The 21,475-nt window shown below is 32.5% G+C and carries 21 protein-coding genes; 6 read left to right on the top strand and 15 right to left on the bottom strand.

Annotated elements, in window-relative coordinates:
- Positions 1 to 197 precede the first annotated feature (197 nt).
- From ACFQ0R_RS04370 to ACFQ0R_RS04380, 3 genes are all read right to left on the bottom strand, one after another.
- Positions 198 to 1,490, bottom strand: a complete 1,293-nt coding sequence (locus ACFQ0R_RS04370; protein ID WP_379657156.1) for a hypothetical protein — start codon at positions 1,488 to 1,490, stop codon at positions 198 to 200.
- A 234-nt stretch (positions 1,491 to 1,724) separates the two neighbouring features.
- Entirely contained in the window at positions 1,725 to 2,042 is a 318-nt protein-coding gene (locus ACFQ0R_RS04375) for a hypothetical protein (RefSeq protein WP_379657157.1), read from the bottom strand.
- Positions 2,043 to 2,527: 485 nt separating this feature from the next.
- Positions 2,528 to 3,019: a hypothetical protein gene (locus tag ACFQ0R_RS04380; RefSeq protein ID WP_379657158.1), complete on the bottom strand. Its 492-nt coding sequence runs from the start codon at positions 3,017 to 3,019 to the stop codon at positions 2,528 to 2,530.
- Positions 3,020 to 3,262: 243 nt separating this feature from the next.
- Between ACFQ0R_RS04380 and ACFQ0R_RS04385 the strand changes: the two genes are divergently transcribed.
- The gene (locus ACFQ0R_RS04385; protein WP_379657159.1) at positions 3,263 to 3,712 is read left to right on the top strand and encodes a hypothetical protein; all 450 of its coding nucleotides are present in this window, start codon (positions 3,263 to 3,265) and stop codon (positions 3,710 to 3,712) included.
- 92 nt (positions 3,713 to 3,804) lie between these two features.
- Here ACFQ0R_RS04385 and ACFQ0R_RS04390 read toward each other — a convergent pair whose 3' ends face one another.
- The 7 genes from ACFQ0R_RS04390 to rnr all read right to left on the bottom strand — a co-directional run bounded on the left by ACFQ0R_RS04390 (position 3,805) and on the right by rnr (position 11,961).
- Entirely contained in the window at positions 3,805 to 4,113 is a 309-nt protein-coding gene (locus ACFQ0R_RS04390; protein ID WP_379657160.1) for a hypothetical protein, read from the bottom strand.
- A gap of 12 nt (positions 4,114 to 4,125) precedes the next feature.
- The gene (locus ACFQ0R_RS04395; RefSeq protein WP_379657161.1) at positions 4,126 to 4,959 is read right to left on the bottom strand and encodes a porin; all 834 of its coding nucleotides are present in this window, start codon (positions 4,957 to 4,959) and stop codon (positions 4,126 to 4,128) included.
- 266 nt (positions 4,960 to 5,225) lie between these two features.
- Positions 5,226 to 5,729 (bottom strand): GNAT family N-acetyltransferase, encoded by a 504-nt coding sequence (locus ACFQ0R_RS04400; RefSeq protein ID WP_379657162.1) that lies wholly within the window; start codon positions 5,727 to 5,729, stop codon positions 5,226 to 5,228.
- Positions 5,730 to 6,122: 393 nt separating this feature from the next.
- Positions 6,123 to 6,320: a hypothetical protein gene (locus ACFQ0R_RS04405; protein ID WP_379657163.1), complete on the bottom strand. Its 198-nt coding sequence runs from the start codon at positions 6,318 to 6,320 to the stop codon at positions 6,123 to 6,125.
- Between the two features lie 104 nt (positions 6,321 to 6,424).
- Positions 6,425 to 7,123 carry a hypothetical protein gene (locus ACFQ0R_RS04410; RefSeq protein ID WP_379657164.1) on the bottom strand — a complete coding sequence of 233 codons (699 nt, stop codon included), beginning with the start codon at positions 7,121 to 7,123 and terminating at the stop codon, positions 6,425 to 6,427.
- Entirely contained in the window at positions 7,120 to 9,327 is a 2,208-nt protein-coding gene (locus ACFQ0R_RS04415) for an N-6 DNA methylase (protein WP_379657165.1), read from the bottom strand. The genes ACFQ0R_RS04410 and ACFQ0R_RS04415 overlap by 4 nt, the downstream gene beginning before the upstream one ends.
- Positions 9,328 to 9,738: 411 nt before the next feature.
- Entirely contained in the window at positions 9,739 to 11,961 is a 2,223-nt protein-coding gene (gene rnr / locus ACFQ0R_RS04420; RefSeq protein WP_379657166.1) for a ribonuclease R, read from the bottom strand.
- Between the two features lie 414 nt (positions 11,962 to 12,375).
- On the opposite strand from rnr, the gene ACFQ0R_RS04425 reads away from it, so the two are divergent.
- From ACFQ0R_RS04425 to ACFQ0R_RS04440, 4 genes are all read left to right on the top strand, one after another.
- A complete protein-coding gene (locus ACFQ0R_RS04425) occupies positions 12,376 to 12,615 on the top strand; it encodes a DUF2007 domain-containing protein (protein ID WP_379657167.1) in 240 nt (79 codons plus the stop codon).
- A 717-nt stretch (positions 12,616 to 13,332) separates the two neighbouring features.
- Positions 13,333 to 13,764 (top strand): ribose 5-phosphate isomerase B, encoded by a 432-nt coding sequence (gene rpiB, locus ACFQ0R_RS04430; RefSeq protein ID WP_379657168.1) that lies wholly within the window; start codon positions 13,333 to 13,335, stop codon positions 13,762 to 13,764.
- A 6-nt stretch (positions 13,765 to 13,770) separates the two neighbouring features.
- On the top strand, positions 13,771 to 14,667 hold the full coding sequence (locus tag ACFQ0R_RS04435; protein WP_379657169.1) for a cation diffusion facilitator family transporter: 897 nt from the start codon (positions 13,771 to 13,773) through the stop codon (positions 14,665 to 14,667).
- The gene (locus ACFQ0R_RS04440) at positions 14,667 to 15,113 is read left to right on the top strand and encodes a GNAT family N-acetyltransferase (RefSeq protein ID WP_379657170.1); all 447 of its coding nucleotides are present in this window, start codon (positions 14,667 to 14,669) and stop codon (positions 15,111 to 15,113) included. Before ACFQ0R_RS04435 ends, ACFQ0R_RS04440 begins: the two co-directional genes overlap by 1 nt.
- Positions 15,114 to 15,413: 300 nt before the next feature.
- Here the strand turns inward: ACFQ0R_RS04440 and ACFQ0R_RS04445 are convergent, their stop codons facing one another.
- The 3 genes from ACFQ0R_RS04445 to ACFQ0R_RS04455 all read right to left on the bottom strand — a co-directional run bounded on the left by ACFQ0R_RS04445 (position 15,414) and on the right by ACFQ0R_RS04455 (position 18,638).
- Positions 15,414 to 17,036: a S41 family peptidase gene (locus tag ACFQ0R_RS04445; protein WP_379657171.1), complete on the bottom strand. Its 1,623-nt coding sequence runs from the start codon at positions 17,034 to 17,036 to the stop codon at positions 15,414 to 15,416.
- Positions 17,033 to 17,389 carry a ribonuclease P protein component gene (gene rnpA, locus ACFQ0R_RS04450; RefSeq protein ID WP_379657172.1) on the bottom strand — a complete coding sequence of 119 codons (357 nt, stop codon included), beginning with the start codon at positions 17,387 to 17,389 and terminating at the stop codon, positions 17,033 to 17,035. Before rnpA ends, ACFQ0R_RS04445 begins: the two co-directional genes overlap by 4 nt.
- A gap of 67 nt (positions 17,390 to 17,456) precedes the next feature.
- Entirely contained in the window at positions 17,457 to 18,638 is a 1,182-nt protein-coding gene (locus ACFQ0R_RS04455; protein WP_379657173.1) for a phosphoglycerate kinase, read from the bottom strand.
- A 77-nt stretch (positions 18,639 to 18,715) separates the two neighbouring features.
- Between ACFQ0R_RS04455 and ACFQ0R_RS04460 the strand changes: the two genes are divergently transcribed.
- Positions 18,716 to 19,855: a DNA polymerase III subunit gene (locus ACFQ0R_RS04460; RefSeq protein WP_379657174.1), complete on the top strand. Its 1,140-nt coding sequence runs from the start codon at positions 18,716 to 18,718 to the stop codon at positions 19,853 to 19,855.
- 51 nt (positions 19,856 to 19,906) lie between these two features.
- Here ACFQ0R_RS04460 and ACFQ0R_RS04465 read toward each other — a convergent pair whose 3' ends face one another.
- The gene (locus tag ACFQ0R_RS04465; RefSeq protein ID WP_379657175.1) at positions 19,907 to 20,446 is read right to left on the bottom strand and encodes an OmpH family outer membrane protein; all 540 of its coding nucleotides are present in this window, start codon (positions 20,444 to 20,446) and stop codon (positions 19,907 to 19,909) included.
- A gap of 189 nt (positions 20,447 to 20,635) precedes the next feature.
- Positions 20,636 to 21,457 carry a class I SAM-dependent methyltransferase gene (locus ACFQ0R_RS04470; RefSeq protein WP_379657176.1) on the bottom strand — a complete coding sequence of 274 codons (822 nt, stop codon included), beginning with the start codon at positions 21,455 to 21,457 and terminating at the stop codon, positions 20,636 to 20,638.
- Positions 21,458 to 21,475 lie beyond the last annotated feature (18 nt).

Below are 21,475 nucleotides of genomic sequence, written 5' to 3' on the forward strand. Positions count from 1 at the left end.
TTTACTCCAAATGTAGTCAGCTAGCTTAAAATTAATAACGACTTTTGATCGACTTTTATACGGCATTTAGTTTGTCATTGTGGTTTTGAAAAAAGTTATTTTTATAACCATTTTTAATGCTATTCATCCAAACTCTTTTTATAGAACAAGAATTATTGATAGATTATTGATTTAAATTTTATAAGAAGTAAAAAAATTTACTTCGTTAAGGCTTTAATAATTCTATCTTCATTGATTAATACATCCCTGAATAACACGTGAGGAAATTGCTTGTATTTTGAGGTTTTAAACGCATCAAATATTTTGGAAAGTGCTGATGCTGTAATCAAAGAAAGATTTAATTCAGTATTCATCTCACAATCTGTGATGAAGTCATCACTGAATTCTGGAGCAATTAATAAGATTTTTGATACGCGGATATCATTCTTTTCTGTGACACTTTTGTAGGATTTTAATTGTCTAGAAACTGAACTAAATTTATTGTATCCTTTTTCTTTACTTGTTTTGCATTCTACAATAATTACGTCTCCGTTTTCTAAGTGAAGCAGTATATCTATTAGATCTTTTCTAGTGTTTAGTTTCTTTCTTAATTCCTCATCAACATTAAATCCTAATTCTATAAAAATCTTTTTAGTCAGCTCTTCGAATTTAATTCCAAGTTCGCTTTCCTTAACTGAAATCCCATTTTCTTTTAGTGTATTTAAATTCCTGTAGGCTACTTTTTCATAATTTTCTAAATAAAGATTTTCTGCATCTTTATAATGTTCTAAAGTGTTTAAAATATTATCTCCTCTTTGCTTAATACCATTCTCCAAAATAAACTTTTTGAAATCTTCCTTAGGAACCAAGTCCAAGATATCTCTTGGTTTTATATTATAATCTAACAGCAAATCTGCTTTTAATACAAATTCATCTTGTATTTCAAATTTTGATTTTATTTCTTTATTTAAGTTTGGAAGCGATTCGTTCAACTCGTTAAGCATTTTCTCAAAGCCGTCGAGAGAAATGTTTATATTTTCATCTTTTTCAACATTATCGAAATATGTGATTAAACTTTCTATTTTCTCGCCTAGCGTACTCCCTTTTAAATTATCTATGTTTAATTTCTTTTCACATAATTCGTTTAGAGCTCTTTTCTTCTCAGTTAAATTTGAATCCTTCTTATGAATATCATTCATTAAAAGTCCTCTAAAAGAAACCCCTTCATTTATAATTTCCTCAATCTTATCTAAGTAACTTAGATTTCTATCAATATTATGTTTTCTAGCAATTTGATTGATTACTGGTTCACGTAATAGTCTTAAAGTCCTTCTTAGAAACTTATCCGCTACTTCTTTTTTTCTAAGCTTTCTAATTAGACGAACCATCTCATCAGCAACAAAAATTGTATTCTCTTTTTTTGAATAAAATACAACCCCAATATTTTTAAGATTATTAATTACTTCTATAATATCTAACTTTTTGACAGGGAGGATTGAATAATTTATCAACTTAATTTCTTCTTGTGAAAGGTCTAATTCGTCAGAAAGAGTAAGTATTATTGATAATTCGTCTGAGGTGATTTTAGCTTCTCTATTATTTTCTAAATCATTCTCATATGCAGTTGTTAGGCAAGCTTTATAAATTTTATAATCTCTTTTTCTCTCTTCAGAAATTTCTGATTTCTCTTTTCTGAGCTCTTCATTGTTTTTTTTAATATTTGTTTTAATATTTTTTAATTCTGCTTAATAAAGTCTGGAAAACCAGTCTTGTTTTATTATGCAATTACCATCACGAATTAAAATGTCAATTAAAATATCTAACTGGTTTGAAGTGTCTTGAAATTCAGACTTTAAGTATTCATAAAATTCATCTTCCGTTAATGAAAAAACCTTAGACACATTTTGGTTGTCAACTGATTTTAGCCCTCTATCTGCTGAGCTTAAAATCTTATCTATTGCTTTTGCATTTTTTGGATTTTGTGATATGATATTATCTATCACTTTAATGAAATTGTTCTTATCGATAGAATTAAGTCTATCTAAGATTTTCTCTAGTTTCATAATAGGTTATGGTTTAGATTTTGGTTAGTGATGAGTATTATTTAGAAATTAAAAATATTAGCTAAATAATGCGTCAAATTTTTAGGATTAAGTTTCTATAAAACTACGATAATTCTTATTTAAACAGAGAATTCACATTATATATTAATCATTTAAAATCGATGCTCTCAATAATTTGGTAGAGTCTTAAAATATAATTTTAGTTAGCTATCTAATTGATTAAAAGCTATACTATAAACTTTTGAATTGAAAGAATTCAACATATTATTCAAATTCTTTTAAACTGCTCATCACAGCTTTATTCTACCTCTACCTATGTATCTCTATCGTTTTGGTGGTTCAGGCCAACTATAAAGCTTTAAGCAATGTATCGAGGAGGTTTAAATTGAGCAGTGGCAAATTCAGAATAAATAATTTTTAAAATCCTGTAAACTAAAAAAGACATGCGTCAACATGCCTTTTTATAAATCGATTCTAAGAAGTATTTACATTTCTTCCATAGCTGAAGAATGCATCTCCATCATCTGATCATGTTCATTTCGTAACATTTCATGTTCTTTTTTCATTTTTTCGTGGTCCTTATTCATTTGTTCATGTTCTTTTTTCATGGTCTCAACTTCAAATTCTAAGGTTTCGCTATCCACATCTCCACTGGCATGTTTCTCTATCATTTCTTCATGCTTCTGAAGCAGACCTTCATGAGTTTGGATGATCTGATAATGCTCCTCCTGGATATTTATATGTTTTTCACGCATGGCTGAATGGAGGCTATCCATCTCTGGCCTATCTGATAATTGGTCGGACTCCTCTTTCATTTCTTCACGCAAGTCATCCATTTTTTCATAGGTTTCCTTCATGAACTCATGCGTTCCCTTCATTTCCTCATGTTCTGTCACCATTGCCTTATACTCTTCGCTGTCTACGGGATTGCTGTTACAGGCGATAACAAGAAAAGCCATTAGACTCCAGAAGAACATAAATACGTTTTTAGTTAGTAAATTTTTCATGGTTTTTGTGTTTTAATGAGTCTATAATTTAATTATAAATTTTTAAAAAATGAAATAATGTTAAAAAGCCCCAACTACATCCGTTTAAAATTTGAAGCATGACTCACTTTAACTGCAATGAAGATTTATATTATTTCTTCTTACAACTTAATTCCAATGTTCTAAAGACTAGCTTATATTTATCCTCTTCTTGCATAAAGCTAAAACCTAATCATGAGCCTCAAAAAAGACTTACATCAGCAGTGTGTAAAACTTGTAGATAAGCGGTGGTCGAGTATTCAAAACCATATCGCCGATATCCAAAACAGTCTGCTTTCGGAGACCAAAAGCAGTGCTGGCGATAAGCATGAAACCGGCAGGGCGATGCTTCAGCTGGAACGGGAAAAAGCCGGACACCAATTGGCTGAAATCGAAAAATTAAAAAACATTCTTTCTAAAATCAATACCGAAGAAAGACCTGGCAAAGTGGGATTGGGGAGCCTGGTGTTGACATCCAAAGCGCATTATTTTATAAGTGTAAGCCTTGGGGCGCTAAAAGCTGACGACAAAACGGTGTATGCCATTTCTCCAGGTACGCCAGTAGGGCGATTGTTGATGGGCAAACAGGTAGGTGATGAAATATCTTTTAATGGGAATGCCTTTGTAATTGAGAAGTTGGTTTGAGGGAAATAGATTTGGTTTTCAGGTAATAAAAAATTGTGATGAAATTCTTAACTTTTTTTGACCTCAACAATTTGTTCTAGCACTCAGGCATATTACAATAAATTTAGCGGAGCGATAATACCAATTTTTAGTTCGTTTCTATTATAGCTGCCTACGTTAAAATTGTTTTTAGCGTAATTTGAATAATCGTAATATCTGCCGACATAGGCTAAGAAAAACTGGAGATCTAAATCTTTAAACGGACTGTATGCTAAAGTTGGTATCGCACCATAACTGGTTCTTACGTGATCACTACTGGTTGTGAAATTGTTGTAAGCCGTGCTCGTCATAAGTGTGAGTAATCCTTTAAATTTTGGACTGAAATTGTATTCTGCTCTTAGCCAATTTTCTATATACAACACATTTTCTGCAATCTAATTTTCTACAAGTAAGCTGTTGACAATTCCCTTTGTATCAATCTCTTCGTAACTGTATTGAAAGTCATACATCAAAGTGAAATCTTTAGTTTGATATTTATGACCTAAGGTGAAAAAATAGGTTCCTCTATTTTTGACTTCATTACTATAGCTTGCGCTATAATTGGTTTCAAATTTACCATCAAAGAATTTTCCTCGCCAATTGGCAACCACATTGACTGGCCAAATAGGTTCTTCGATATTTTCTGCAACGACATCACCATAAAGATCTTCGTAAAGTAGTGTACGCGAATTTAAAACCTGAAACCGCAATTGATGATTGTCATAAGCTTGATAAGAAAGCCCAGCTCCTGTCACAAAAGCTAAAGCATTGCTATAAATATCGTTGAATTCTAAAATATATAACGGACTGAACTCATATTCATAACCTCCATAAAACGCAAACATTTTTCCAATATAAAGATCAAGCTTTTCAGTAGCTTTTACTTTCAAATAAGCAAACTGGATATCATTACTGAGACGATCTAGAGATTGAACTTCTGAAGTACTATTAAAACGATTTCTGAATGTAAAATCAACTCTTTCATGTAATTTTCCTGAAATCCTTAGGGCTGTAAATCCATTTTCGAACTGAACACCGTTGTAATATTGATCACCACCTCTGAAGGTGTAAGCCTGAAACTCAGTACGCATATCGAATCCGATAGTTATATTTTCAAAAAGCTTAGAATCATTTATAGAAAAAATAGGTTTGCTAATACTGTCATTTTCTTGTGAGAAACCCAGGAAAAATGAAAACATAAAAATAACTAGTACATATAATTTTTCCATAGAAGTCCTGATTTGAATTTAATCCTGATTGGCTACTTTTTTAAAAAAATGTATATCAATTTACTAAAAAATCATCAATACATGGTCACCGATGATTATATCGATTTTGTTTTTTCTGAATAATGTTAGCTGAAGCAAATTAAATTTTACCTGAAGTACTCTAATTTGAATAAATGTTTTTGTCTTTTGTAAAGTCAAATATTATTGGATGAAATAAAATTACAATTATAAAAAACTTCTTTTAATGTAGTTTTTATCTGTAAATTTTAGAACAGTTCCTTTTGATAAAGGTTATAAGTAGATATAGTTAATTTCTTTGCTCCCACTTGTTTAAATCCTTGTTTTTCGTAATAGTTGCAAAGCTTTGGGTTTTTAGAATCGGCATCCAGTCTTAAGTACTTGCAATTTTCTTTTTTTGCTTGTTTGCCTACTTTCTCCAAAATCTGTGCTCCAAAGCCTTTGCCGTTAAATTTCTCCTTCACCACCAGCGAATGTATGTATTTGGCTTTTTCGTTTTGTTCTCCCCAGTACGTCAGGTCTTCATCTAGAATACGAAGCATTCCTATAATTTCCTGATCAGCATTTTGAACAAAAAAGTATTCATTATTTTCAATCCCTTCTTCCACCCATTTTATTTTTTCTGATGGTGGATTCTTCCAGTATTGCCAGTGATCAATATTCATCCGATTGATTTTATCGGCAGCTGCCTGAAACATGTGGATAACTTCTTCCTGGTCTTTTTTTGTTATGGGTGTGAAGGTGAGTTGCATTGTTTATATTTTTCTCCCAGGGTTGAAACCGTGGGTTATGTGTTTTAAAATTAATAATATCCTTTTTCATAGCCCACGATTTAAATCGTGGGCTATGAAATGAATTAAAAAATTAAAATGGTTTTAAGCATTTTATATATCCTTGTTTTTTGAATCCTTGGCCTGTCCAAAGCCTAACTTACCAAAAGCAAACACGTGATTGTTAGAAAAAGTTTTACTCTGATGTGCATAGGTTTGCTTTAATGTTGACCGGTTTCAGCTAACTTAAGTTTGCAGAGTAGAAAACTAACTTTATCAGTTTACTATATTAGCTCATCTTTGCTTTATTTTTTTAAGTCACTTATAAAATCAGATTTGAGTAATGAATAAATTTCACTATCCAAATACGCTCCGTTATAAAAATAATTCTCTCGGAAATAGACTCTTCAGACTGTGAACTGTCTTGTGCCTTTCCTGATCCATATAAACCATCACGCGTTCATCAGAAAGAATGGTTTGGACCTTTGCAGCGTCTTTCAAGTTTAACTCCCTTAGAATTAATCTTTGACTTTCCAATTCTGGAGACTCCTCAACGTATTGGTCATTGAGCATTGGCGTTATGGCTGATTAAATGAAGATGCAAAATACATAACGGTTTGTGTATGGTGTCGTAGCATCCCGCAGGGTGCTATGCACTATACACATTGTTAGGCGCTTTATTTCTTTTTCTTTTTTGCTTCCTTGAGCTTTCCGAGGTGATCACTTAAACTATCTAAAAAATCTAACATTCCTTTTCTATCGCGGTCAATAAGTGTAATGTTATTCTCTCTAGCAAACAGAATTTGCCCTCCACTTCCAATATTTGCAGGATCCATGTTTCTGTCGCTTAGACTTTTTAGAAGGAACATTCCTTTATCAGTGAATGAACCATCTTCAATTTTATAAGAGATATTTGTATCAGTTGATTCCTTCTCGACAGTCGGAGTATATCTACAATAAAATATCCATAACTCTTCATTTTCAGGCCTACTATAAAACTCTTTACATTTTCTTATTGAAGCCAAATTTGGTCTTGAACCAGTTTTAGTTTCGTTGTGCCCTTTTACGTCAATTAGAAGTTCGATACTAGTATTTCCATCAGGGGCTAACCAAGTAAACCCGATGTCTTCCATCGCTCTTTGAGATTTTGGTATGTTGCAATTTATGAAGGTGCCTGAGAAAGGTTCTAATTCGATTTCAAGTTCAGTGGGTAAAGAAGCAAGAATGAAGTCCTCAATTAACCTACCTCCAATTTCCGATACAGTCTTTTCTGACACCCCCCAATTAAATGTTATTTTGAGCTCCTTGCCTTTCAGTGCACGGCTAAAAAGCTTAATTAAGTCATCGCTCGCTTGTTTTAGAATTTCTTTGGTCATTTATGGTTTTCAGTTTTGTTCAGACTTAATAGTTCTTCTATTAACTTGTTTATGATGTAATTAATTGCTAAGGTATTTTCCAAATATTTTTTCTTAGGAAATTCCAATTTATAAATACACTCATCTAGGTATTGTATATCAGATTGCTCAATCTTATCAGAATCAGTATTTTGTCGATTATTATTGATTTGATCTGAATTTAGAGATAAAATGTAGTCGAATAATCCTCTATCCTTTATCCACGTGTTTGAAGCCTTATCAAAGTCATAACTTTTTTTCTTATTCGTAGAATACTCTCCGCCAATCAGCTTTATAATTTTTTGACTTTTTAGATCCATTTTCTTTGGGTCAGGTAGTGGAATGTTAGAAATAGGATCTTTATACAATTCATATTTGATACCTTTCTTTTTACAATTTCTTTTCAAATAACCTTTAATGATATCAGAGTTTAAATAAGCACAAAGAAATTTCAGCGAAAATCCCGAGTCTCCGTTTAATGGATATGTATAAAATATGTCCATAGATGAATAAAACTTGGAATTAGAGTATAAGAAGTATGATTCTTTTGAACGAGAAGGGTTAATTAGTTTTTCTCCTGTATAAGGTATATGTGGTCTAGCTCCTACAAACTTCCACCATTTGCCTTCTTTTTCATTATTAATTAGAGCATACGTTTTAAATCGAACATCTAGTAACTTTCTGAACTTAGATAAGTGTTTATTGATATTTGGGAAAGAATCCAGATCATCTATACTTTCAGCATCAAGAAGGTACTGTTTATTAGTTGGGCTAATACCAAATGAGGTCAATTCGCCAACTTTGTAGAACGGTTTTACAAGTTTCTTCTCCTTTTGAGTTAAATCAAGTCTGTCAACTTCATTCTTTGTTAAGACATAGATACCATCACCAATATCGAACCCAAGAGACTTTATTTCTGATAAATTGGTCTTAACAAACTTATTTTTTCTGTTCACTTTATCTGAACCGGTTTGAATGCCGGGTTGCACATTGAAGAAATCTTTGAGTTTGGAATTGGTATTTTTAGTTTTAGTATCCTCGCTTGTTTTATCCAAATACCAAGGAGAACCACCAATTTCGTCAGATGTAAACTTTACAATATTGACAGTTGCTAATCTTGTATTGGATTTATCTCTTGAAAATATTTTTTTAGAAACTTCTTCACAGACAAGGTCTTTATTCGACCAAAAATCAAGATTGTCGTATATCCAATCTTTATTATAAAGTATTCTCGGAAACTCTTTTTGTTTACTACTAGGTTTAGATTTCTTCTTAAGTAAGATGATTATGTTTTCTTGACCACCCGCATTAGGAAAGAGTTTCATCGTGCCAAAATCATGTACTTCTAGAATCTCTGCATTGTCAACAATATATTTTCGTAATTTATTTCCTTTCGTAGCAGCTAACCAATACTGAGTTGTAATTAAGCATGCAACACCTGTTGGTTTTAAGATTTCAAGTGCTTGAATTATAAAGAAATACTGATAATCTGATTTCGATTCGTAAAATTGAGACCAGAAGGGATGCTTTTTTAGAGGCTCAAATAATTTTTGATTATTCTTCTGCCCCATATAGGGTGGGTTACTAATAACAACATCATATTTTTTGTTGAATCGATTTCTATCAATTATTGTGTCAAAGTTTTCGACAATTATTTCACTATTGTTCTTTGAGAGTATTGTATTCGCATAACTTAGGACACAAGAGAACGGCTGAACGTCTATTCCTGTTAAAGATTTTGGGGAATTCAGTTGATTGATTAGATTGTAGAGTATTGCACCATTTCCAGAAGCATAATCACATATTTCAGCTCCATTTAAAGAGAAAAAGCTCTTAGTCCTACAGATCATTAAGTCAATGATTTCTTTTGGAGTGAAAACTTCTCCGTGAGATTTCTTCTTCTGTTTGGCATTAAAATACTCACAAAAAAATTCGGGGAGATAAAGATTAGATAAGTCTATTTGAGAAATTTTGTTTTGGAAATATTTTTCCACTTCAGGGTTGAACTCAATTTTATAGGAATCAATAAATTCTAGATTGTTAGGAAAAGATATTTTTTCTCTATAAAAAAAATATTCAATTATTTTAAATAACGCTCTTTGCTCGTTTGATGAATGTACTTCATCAAGAGCGTCTAAAGAAGCCATTAATTCTTCTTTTATTTGAAAAGCGTTGCTATTTCTCATTCTATCTAATTCTTCTTTTTTATTGCGCCTAACTAGTTATGGCTGCCTAAAAATACATGTTTATCTGAAACCGTGACTGGATAACCTCAGGTTTTTATAAAGTTTATCTCGTAAATACGTTTCATATTAAGCCAGCACTTCAGCTTCAGATCTCATACTCACCCGACTGAATCGTAAAGCTAACTTCTGGCTTTAGGAGATGTATCGCGAAGTATGAACGTTAACCAAGGCAAAATCAGAAATGATAGATTCTGAAATAAACCTGCCTGCAAAACGCAGTTAGACGGGTTCAGGGTGACAATACCCGCTTTATTCGTTATAAAAACCTAAAAAAGGCGATTAAATGAAGTTTGAACTTTATTAAATCGCCTTTTTATAAATACGGATTCTTTAAAATCCTGTTTATTATGTTTATTCGCTTTCTATCGCGACCTCTTCAACAGAACCCAGCAGTTCAAAATCGATGGTTCTTTTGACTAAATCCGCTTTTTTCACGCGTACATAGACTTCGTCACCAAGCTGATACATCTTCTTGGTTTTTCGGCCTATGATGGCATAATGCTCTTCGTTAAAGTCGTAGTGATCGTCAGAAATATCCTTCAATCTCACCATACCTTCGCATTTGTTTTCTATAATTTCTATAAAAATACCAAAGTCGGTCACACCGGAAATAACCCCTTTGTATTCGGTTTCTTCCTGGTCCTGAATATATTTCACCTGCATGTACTTGATGGAATCCCGCTCGGCGTTGGTCGCCAGTTTTTCCATCTCGCTGGAATGCTTGCATTTTTCTTCGTATTCGCTTTCGCTGGCACTTGGCTTTTCATCAAGATAACGTTGTAATAAACGATGGGCCATGACATCGGGGTACCGTCTAATTGGTGAGGTGAAATGCGAGTAATAGTCGAAGGCTAAACCATAATGGCCAATATTTTCGGTAGAATAATAGGCCTTGCTCATGGTACGAATCGTTAATGTATCCACAAGATTTTGTTCCTTTTTACCTTTGACATCTTCCAAAAGAGTGTTTAGCGTTTTGGCAACGTCTTTTCTGTTTTGGAAGTTAAGATTGTAACCAAACTTGGAAACGACAGTGTTTAAGGCTTCCAGTCGATCTTCCTGTGGCTCGTCGTGACAACGGTAGACAAATGTTTTGGGTGGCTTTCTTTTTCCTATAAATTCTGACACTTTTCTATTGGCCAGAAGCATAAATTCTTCTATCAATTTATTGGCATCCTGACTGGTTTTGACGTAAACGCCCTGTGGGTTGTTATCCTCATCGAGGTGGAATTTGACTTCCACTTTATCAAATGAAATTGCCCCCTGCTGCATACGTTTTTTACGCATGGTTTTGGCTAAAGTATTCAAAGTCGTTACAGCTTCCACAAGTTCTGGCTGTACGTCGTAAGCTTTTTTGGATAATGAGACCTCTGCAGGAATGTGCTTGTCTTCAGAATCGATAATATACTGGGCTTCTTCGTAAGCAAAACGCGCATCAGAATAAGTGACTGTTCTTCCAAACCATTCGCTTTTTACTTTTCCTTCTTTAGTGACTTCAAACAAGGCAGAAAAGGTATACTTCTCTTCGTTTGGACGAAGCGAACAGGCGCCATTAGATAACACTTCTGGTAGCATAGGAACCACTCTATCGACTAGATAAATAGAAGTGGCCCGATTATACGCTTCTTCATCCAGAATAGTTCCTGGCTGAACGTAGTGAGCCACATCGGCAATATGAATTCCTATTTCGAAATTGCCATTTTCCATTTTTTTGAAGCTTAAGGCATCATCAAAATCTTTGGCATCTGCGGGATCTATCGTAAAAGTGAGCGTATCTCTAAGATCTCTTCTGTTCTTGATTTCAGACTGGTGAATTTTGGTATCAATGCCATTTGCAAATTCTTCTACTTCAGGCGGAAATTGCTCGGGTAATCCGTAACCAGCTAAAATAGCATGCATCTCGGTTTCATGTTCTCCGGGCACACCAAGAACTTCTGTGATTTCACCTTTAGGAGAATCGTCTTTATCTTTCCACTGCAGCAGTCTTACTTTTACCAGCAAGCCATCTTTGGCATCATGCATTTTGTCGTTAGGGACAAAAATATCGGTGTACATTTTGGAACTGGCAACCACCACAAATCCAAACTTCTCCTGCTTGTGTAAAACGCCTACAAAATCTGTTTTGTTTCTGGTAAGCACGGAAACGACTTCACCTTCAGATTTTGATTTTTCGCGTTTTTTGAAGACATAAACTTTTACCTCATCTCCATCCAGCGCATGATTTAAATTCTTGTTGGACACATAAATGTCCTGCTCCATGTCTTCTACCATCACATAGGCATCTCCGCGAGAGGTCATGTCAATGATTCCAGTGTGAAAATCCTCTACAGCATCAAACTGAAATTTTTTATCATCTACTTTTTTCAATTGGCCTTTAGCTGTTAACTGCCCTAAAAGACGAATGACTTTATTTCTAGTTTTGGTATCTTCAATTTTCAGCTTTTCCAGAACATAATGAAAATCAACACTCTTTTCAGGCTGCTTTTTAAATATATCCAGAATTTTTTTTGATAAACCTCCATCCCGATCGGGTGAAGCTTGGAAAGACTTTTTGTCTTTTTTCTTTTTACTCATAAGTTGTTAAAATAATCTTCGCTAAAAGTAATATATTATAATTGGAAAGCGAAGTTGCAACACTAAATCTTTGTTAAGTCCTTTATACTAGTCTTTTAACAATTTAGTGATGTTAAATTTTATATTATTTAAGAGGCAATTAATATATTTTGTTAAATATTTAATAAATTTGTCTATCAATCTATTACAATGTCAAAACCTAACAGAATATTTATTGTCTTTATACTTATCTTTTTGATAGGATTTCTTGCTGTATACTTATATATAAATATTTTCCTGAACCAGCAAACCTATGCTATTGATACTGAATTGAAAGAACCAGTATCATATCTATCAATTTTACTTTAAGATTCTTTAAAACTACTATAAAGTTGTTCCAAAGCTGTTTATATTTCTTATTTTTAAAATAAAAAAATGAACAACTTCATCAAGTTGGCAGTATTTACTTATCCTCACGAATATACTGTTCTTAAACTCCTGCTAGAAAAAGAAAATATCCGTTTCTTTTTTCAAAATGAAACTGTAATAGGTGTAATTCCTTTTTACTCCAATGCTTTAGGGGGAATTTTTTTAAAAGTACATCCAGAGGATCTGAAAGATGCTAAAGCTGTTCTAGAAGATTATAATTTTGAAAATCATCTTCATATTGTTTAAAGTTTATTGAAGTAATTATTTATTTAAATCTTAATCTCTTGTATAACTAGATTCATTTCATTTATACCTTCAAAGTGTACTTTTAAAATAAATATCAATCATTAAAATTCAGGTTCAAAATTTTATCCTTTTCCACTTATCCACACTCTATAATATTATTATTCTTTTTTTATAAAAATTTAAATTAAACATGATGACTATTATTGCTCGTGTATAACTGGATAACTTTTTTGATTTTCACTTTGATTTATAATTAACTCAGTTTATCCACAATTCTTGTTACATTTTTTTTTAATTTAAAAGTCTGATTATCAATTATCATTAATTAAGTTATCCACAATTACAATTCTGGTTTACACAATGTTTTTAGAATAACTTTTTTTCAATTCCTTGTTGAAAACTTTCAAAAGTAAGCGCAAAACTTTTTTGAAATTCATACCCTAAAAATTTTGTTCATTCAACTTCTTATCTATCTCCATTTTTAGTTTGAAATACAAAATTATTCAGCTTCTTTTTTTACTCAAGTTATCCACACTTTTTACAAAATTTAAGTCTCTAAAGTCAGCTTTAAATCAAAGTTATCCACAATTGTGGATTATTAAATAATGTAACAATTCAACAGATTGAAAATCAGTATTTTAATATAAATACCATGCACACTATATTAATAGTGAATTAAATCTTAACTTTGTTTTTTCAACCTTTAAATTATATATAATGACGATTTCGATTGGAAATGATCACGCTGGAACTGACTATAAATTTGCAATACAAAACTACCTAAAATCTCAATCTATTGAGATAATCAATCATGGAACAGATTCAGATGAAAGTGTAGATTATCCAGATTTTGTTCACCCAGTAGCAGATGATATTGAAAATGGCAAATCTGATTTAGGAATTATAATTTGTGGAAGTGGAAACGGTGCCAATATGACTGCAAATAAGCACCAGGGCGTAAGATCTGCTTTATGTTGGAATACAGAACTTGTTGCGCTAGCCAAACAACATAACAATGCTAATGTTTTAAGCATACCTGCAAGATTTGTAAGTGTAGAAGATGCTTTAGAATTTGTAAAAGTTTTCTTAGATACACCTTTTGAAGGTGGTCGTCATGAAAGAAGAGTAGAAAAAATAGCTCAAAAATAGTTTATTTTGCGTCCCTCTCAATCACACGATAACTCACAGAAGAATTTATTTTTTTCTATAATACTTAATATAGTCATTACAGTCTCTCAGGTAATTGGAGGCTTTGTGAGCGGAAGTTTAGCTTTACTTTCTGATGCACTTCACAATTTTACAGATGTAGTTTCACTTATTATAAGTTATGTAGCTTCAAAATTTTCAGCTAAAAGTGCAACCTCCGATAAGACATTCGGTTACAAGCGTGCCGAAATTATGGCTGCATTTGTGAATTCGGCTAGTTTAATAATTATAGCGATTATTCTTATAAAAGAATCTATTGTTCATTTTCTGAACCCGAGAACCATAAATTCTGACTTAGTCATTTGGCTTTCGGCTCTTGCTATCGTAGGTAATGGTTTAAGTGTTTTACTTCTTTTAAAAGACAGAAAAAGTAATATGAATTTAGCTTCTGCTTATTTTCATTTGCTGACAGATATGATGGCTTCCGTTGCTGTACTTGCTGGCGGTTTACTGATGAAGTTTTACAGCGTTTATTGGATAGATAGTGTTTTAACTTTTGCAATTGCTGTGTATCTTATTTTTGTTGGTATCAAGCTTTTTAAAAATTCCTTTCAAGTATTAATGCTTTATACTCCAAGTGATATTGATATAGAGTCTATCGTTACTAAAATAAACTCCTTACCGCTTGTTAAAAACATGCATCATGTACATATTTGGCAATTGAATGAATTTGAACTTCATCTTGAAGCAGAAATCGATTTTGAAGAAGATATTACTTTATCAAAGTTTGATAAACTTCTTGTTGAAATTGAAGGCATTTTACTTAAAGATTACGGAATCAACCATATCACTATTCAACCAGAATTCAATAAATCTGATAATAAAAACATTATAGTACAAGACTAATGGCTCCACAAATTTTACCTTTTTCTGAACTTTCTACTCAACAGATGTACGATATACTTCAATTAAGATCTGAAGTCTTTGTTGTAGAACAAGATTGTGTGTATCAAGATATCGATGGTCATGATGATAAAGCTTTTCATGTTCTGTTTTATGATAAAGACATCTTAGTTGCTTATTCCAGAATTTTACCTCCAGGCGCTTATTTTGATGAACTAAGCATAGGTAGAGTGATTGTTAAAGAAACGTATAGAAGTCAGAAATTGGGTCATGAATTAATGAAAGCTAGCATTTCATTTTCTTTAAAAACTTACCCTAAATCGATGATTAAAATTTCTGCTCAGCAGTATTTAATTAAGTTTTACGAAAGCCATGGATTCGTGATTTCTGGTGAAGGTTATCTAGAAGACGGTATTCCTCATATTGGAATGAGGTTAGAAAGACATTAACTCGCAAAATTTACATCAAGTCCACTTTCTGGTCTTATAAACAATAAGTTGTAGAGAATGCTATTTTCTGCATATTCCGAAGTTTTATCATCAATTTTTATCGGTCATTTCCATGAGTTTATATCTTTTTATGCTTTTCTCAAGGCATTTCCCAGTACACTTTTAGTGTTTACGGCATACATTCTGTCTACTTTTCTAATAACATTTTAAAGCAAAATAGGCCAAGTAAGTTCTCTATATATTGAGGCATTCTTTTTTAGTCTTTCAATTTCTTTGGCAATATGACCTTTTAGTTCTACTTTATTCATATCCTAAAATATCTCTGTAATCACTTTCATTATTTAGTATAGCAATAGCTTGTTTAATCACCTCGCCTTCTTCGGTGTAATAATTATAGACAGCAGCATCATAACCAAGTTTTCTCAATACATGTTCAGTAATCAATTTTTGTAAAGTCTCCGTTTCGTTTTCAAAAGCTTTTTCTTTCTCTTTATCTAATTGTTTCTGAAGATCATTCAGTGAAGTTTGAATGGAACTCAGATAATCTTCAGAAGAAGCAATAGCTTTTAATTCTTTAATTTTTTTATCGGTTTCAGATTTAAATTTGAATCCCTTTTTAGTGATAAACTTTTTAAAATCATCAATCAGTGTTTGGTTTAATTTGAAATTTTCAGTGCTTAGTTCTTTATGTTGATTGACATAATTCACAGAAAAATCAAAGATTAAATTCTCTTCAATCAAGGCTTTTATCAATTTACTTTCCTTTTCGACATCCACTTCAAGATCTGGTTTTATACCACCTCCATCATAAACACTTCTTCCGTTTTTTGTCTTGAACTCTGTATATTCACTTTCCTCTTTTCTGATGCTTTCTCCATCCAGATAATCTAGTGCCTGTATGCATCTTCCACTTGGTGTGAAATATCTGGAAATGGTGATTTTAGCCTGTGTGCCGTAGTTGAGTTTTTTTGGACGTTGCACCAATCCTTTTCCGTAACTTCTGCTCCCAATTACAATACCTCTATCCAAATCTTGTATACTTCCTGATACAATTTCACTTGCCGAAGCGGAATTTTCATTGATCAAAACTGCAACTGGAATCTCTGTATCAATTGCTTTATTTTGAGTTGTATATGATCGATTGTACTTTTCTATTGCTGATTTTGTAAACGTGATTAAAGTCCCTTTCTCAATAAAAATATTACTTACATTAACCGCTTCAGAAAGCAAACCACCTGGATTATTTCTTAAGTCTAAAATGATTTGAGTCGCACCCTCTTTCTTCAGCTTCTGAAAAGTTTCAATCACTTCTGAAGATGCTGTTCTTGTAAACTGAGATAATACGATATAGCCAATATTCCCTTCCATAATCTTTGAATATGGAACAGCTTTCTCCTTTATAACACCTCTCTTTAAAGTTATATTTTCTTCTGAATTATTTCTTCTCAGTTTTAGATTAACTTCAGTATCTGGAGCTCCCTTTAGCAATTCTCCCGCATCTTCATTATAATCTTTTACTTGAATATCACCGATTTGTATGATTTTATCTCCAATTTTTAGCCCTGCTTTATCTGCAGGTGAATTTTTGATCAAATTTTTGATCACAATAGACTCTGGATTAGATGTTATCTGAGCACCTATACCTGTGTAACTACCAGAATTTCTGATTCTCGCATTTTGAATTTGCTGCTCATCCCAATAGACGGTGTAAGGATCTAAATCATTTATCATGGCTTCAATTGCCGTATTCATGAGTTCTGCTGGATTCACTTCATCCACATAATTCATGTTGATTTCTTTATATAAGTTGGTGAAGATTTCAATCTGCTTAGCGATTTCAAAAAAATCATTTTTATAGGTTGTAAATCCAAAGCTAGTTAAAGCCACAATGATTGTTAGCACTAATAGTTTCACTTTTTTCATTTTATCTCTTTTAAAAGCTTTTTTATAGTATCAAGAAGTTTTTCAGTAGATATTTCCTTCTTACCTATAAAAAGAATCATGACTGCAAATTTGCTTCCAGAATTTGTTAATTCACCTTTATTCAACCGATAAGCTTCACGCAACTGTCTTTTGATGCGTATTCGATCTACCGCCTTTTTAAAATTTCGTTTAGAAACACTTACACCCACCTTGTTACTTTCATCATCAATTTCTATATAACGAATCAAGACAGGGTAGGATTTTATTGTAATCCCTTCTTCGAAAACCTTTTTAATCAGTTTTCTAGATTTTAGTTTATTTTTCTTGGGATAAGTAAACGACTTTAAATTCATTTGTAAAAAATAAAAAGCAATACCTCTTCTTAAAGGTATTGCTTTTGAAATTAAAAAACTTGTGTTTTTATTTTAAAGCCTCAATACCTGGAAGGCTTTTTCCTTCTAGCATCTCTAGCATTGCCCCACCTCCAGTAGAGACATAACTTACTTTAGTATCGAAACCGAATTTCTTTGCAGCTGAAACACTGTCACCACCTCCAACTAGCGAAAAAGCTCCTTTTTCCGTTGCTTTTGCAATAGCTTCTGCAAGTGCAATGGTTCCTTTAGAAAACGTGTCCATTTCAAAAACTCCTAATGGTCCATTCCATAGAATGATTTTTGAATCTTGGATAACTTTGGCAAAATTTTCTCTGGACTGTGGGCCAGCATCTAGTCCCATCCAACCCTCAGAAATGTTTTTGATATCTTCTATTTTGGTTTCAGAATCGTTGTCAAATTCTTGGGTCACAACACTATCAACTGGTAGATGTATTTGAACATTTTGATCTTTTGCTTTTTTTAAAATGTCTAGTGCCATTTCTTGCAAATCATCTTCTACAAGAGACTCTCCTATTTCACCTCCTTGTGCTTTTATAAAGGTAAATGCCATTCCACCACCAATAATAAGATGATCTACTTTAGGTAAAATGTTTTCTATCACAGTTATTTTGGAAGATACTTTTGCTCCACCAAGTACTGCAGTAACTGGCTTCTCACTTGAATTTAATACTTTGTCCAAACTTTCTATTTCTTTCTGAAGCAAATATCCCATAGCTTTGTCTTCAAAAAACTTAGCAACTACTGTTGTAGAAGCGTGAGCTCTGTGAGCTGTTCCAAAAGCATCGTTTACATAGATATCTCCAAGTTTTGAAAGCTTTTCTGCAAATTCACTATTCCCTTTCTTCTCCTCAGAATAAAATCTTAGGTTTTCAAGTAATAAAATTTCACCTGGTTTCAAAGCTTCAGCTGCCTCCTCTGCCTTCTTGCCTATGCAATCCTCAACAAATTTTACTTTAACTCCTAGCACGTCAGATACTGCAGACTGCACATGTTTTAAGGAATACTTTTCTTCTTCGCCTTCTGGTCTTCCTAAGTGAGACATCAATATGGCGCTTCCACCGTCTTCTAGAATTTTAATAATTGTTGGTTTTGCTCCTTCAATTCTACTTTTATCGGCTACCTCAAATTCTTTATTGATTGGGACATTAAAGTCTACTCGTATTAGTGCTTTTTTATTTTTGAAGTTGAAATCATTTATTGTTTTCATCACTTTTTTTTCTGAATTAACTCCAAAATTAATGAATTAATTTTTTAAAAGGCTTTAAGCTTTGTTATTTTAGCCAAATGATATTTGATAGCATCTTAGGTCTAAGTCACCTTAAAAATCACTTACGAAATAGTATTCATAATAATAGAGTACCTCACGCTCAACTTTTTGTGGGATCTACCGGTTCCGGAACTTTACCAATGGCCGTTGCTTTTGCTAGAGAGTTATTGCTTTATCATACTACAAAAGGCAGATCAAGTTCTATAAATAATCTTATGGATCAACTCACTCATCCCGATCTGCATTTTGTCTATCCCATCAATAAAACAACTAATTCTTCCAAAAAACCCGTTTCAAAGGATTTTATATCCGATTGGAGGACTTTTTTACTTGAAAATCCCTACCAAACCCTTTATGATTGGTATACAAGTATAGGAATTGAAAAAAAACAAGGTTCGATAAATGTTGATGAGGCTGCTGATATTGTTAAATCATTGTCTTTAAAATCTTATGAAGGTGGACCTAAAATTATGATTCTCTGGTGTGCTGATAAGATGAATACTGCTGCATCCAATAAGCTGTTAAAGTTGATTGAAGAACCACCAAACAATACCTATCTTATTTTAATTACAGAATCTCCTGAAGATATATTGCAAACTATAAAATCTAGATGTCAGAGACTTGATTTTCCTCCTCTTGGTGAAGCCGATTTGGTTGATGGTTTATTATCCAAATTTGATATTTCAGAGAAAGAGGCGCTTAAAATATCACAACAGTCTGATGGTAGTTTTTCTAAAGCTATGCATCTTGCAGAACACAATCCCGACGATGAGATGTTTGAAAAATGGTTTATTACCTGGGTTAGAAGTGCTTTCCGGGCCAAAGGAAATAAACATGTAGTCATCGATCTTTTAGATTGGTCAGAAGATTTGGCTAAGGAAACTAGAGAAACACAGAAGCGATTTCTCAATTACTGTATTTTATTTTTTCGCCAGGCTCTTTTAAATAATTACAGCACCAAACAACTTGTTTATTTGTCACCTTACGATAGCAACTTTAAGTTTGAAAAGTTTTCTGAATTTATTTCAGGCTCTAATATAACTGAGATATTTGATGTGCTCGAGGAAGCCATTTTCCATATAGAAAGAAATGGAAATGCTAAAATGATTTTTTCTGATCTCTCCTTCCAACTAACTCGGTTTTTACATAAAAAATAAAAGCCAACTCTTAAGTTGGCTTTTATTTACAAACTATAGGAATTAACTAATTTATTTTTCAGTAGTTTCTTCCGTTTCATTTTTTTTGTCCTGAGTCTTGTTCAACTCCTCTAGAACATCTTCAGTAATGTCTAAACCTTCTTTAGCATACATGATGTTTGCGGATTCATTAGATCCAAAAATATACGCATAACCTCTTTCTTCTCCATATTTAGCTACCAAATCTTTTACTTCACTAATTAAAGAATCAATCGCTTGATCACTTTCTTGTCTTAGCATTTGACTTTTTTGTTGCTGGCGTTGTTGAAGCATTTGTTGCTTTTGCATCAGCTCATTTTGTCTTTTTTCTCTATTAGCTGTAGACATTCTATCCATTCCTTGCTGAAATTCTTGAACCTCTTTTTGAAACTCCCCAGCAACCGAATCTAATTCATCAGATAATGCCTGACTTTTTTTCTCAAATCTAGCTTCTGTAGATTTCATTTTATAATAGTCTTGAATTAAAACTGTGTTATCCACATATGCAGTTTTTTCCTGATTACAAGACATTAATGTTACAACTACAGCTAAGCTTAAAATTATTCTTTTCATGATATATTTAATTTTGACAAATGTAAAAAAAGATGCCTAAGCACAAAGTTTTTATTTACATCATAAAAACCGATTGACTATTTTATTTTAATAAGTTTTAGCTATTCAATTTCAGCTTTTTATTTTAATCCTAAGAGTAGATTTCTTTTCACTTATGCAAATGTATGTTAGAAGGATAAATAATCTATTTTAAAGCTTCTTTTGCATTAAAAACAGGTTCGAAGAGTATTCTTTGGTTTTCAGAGCTTTCAAATTTGAAATCATTCCTTGCCAAAGACCAAAGACTTTAGAATTTCCTCTATAAGATTCTGAAATCATTGAAATATAAAGGGCATCGAATGGCATTGGACTTATTTTGATTAATTCTAAATTATGCCGATTAGCTAAATCTTTTATATTTTTTCTATCGAAGTGCCAGAGGTGTCTAGGTACATCCCAAGCGGCCCATTTCTCTTTATAATAATTGGCATCATGAGATTTATAATTAGGTACGGCGATGAGTAGCAATCCTTTTGAATTTAATTTTGAAACCAGTTGTTTCATAGTTTGATCATAATTACCAACATGTTCCAATACATGGAACAGAGTTATTGCATCATATGATTTCGTCACATTATTTAGGTTTTTATAAACCTCAATATTTTTTTCTTTAGTTTTTTGATATGCATTGGATGTTGGTTCTACTCCTTCTGCTTCAATATTTTTATCTTTTAGAAACTCCACAAACTCGCCTGTACCGCAACCAAAGTCTAATGCTGAATTTAGATTTTGACTTCCTCTTCTGAGCAGCTTATATTTGGTGTTAAACATTTGCTTTCTTACCAAGTTATAAATGCCGTGGACTACAGTTTTTTTATTTGATTGATGAGAAATATACCCTCCAAAATTATAATAGTCAGATAGATTCTCAGGTCTAGGAATTGTTTGTAGAACCTCATTTTTATCAGTAGTTAAACTAAACTCTTTTTTTGAAAAAGCTTCGTCTTTAATAATCAATTTTGAATAATCCATACGCATTGTTCCACGTGG

The organism is Psychroflexus salinarum (assembly GCF_042677225.1).
GTDB classification, from domain to species: Bacteria; Bacteroidota; Bacteroidia; order Flavobacteriales; family Flavobacteriaceae; genus Psychroflexus; species Psychroflexus salinarum.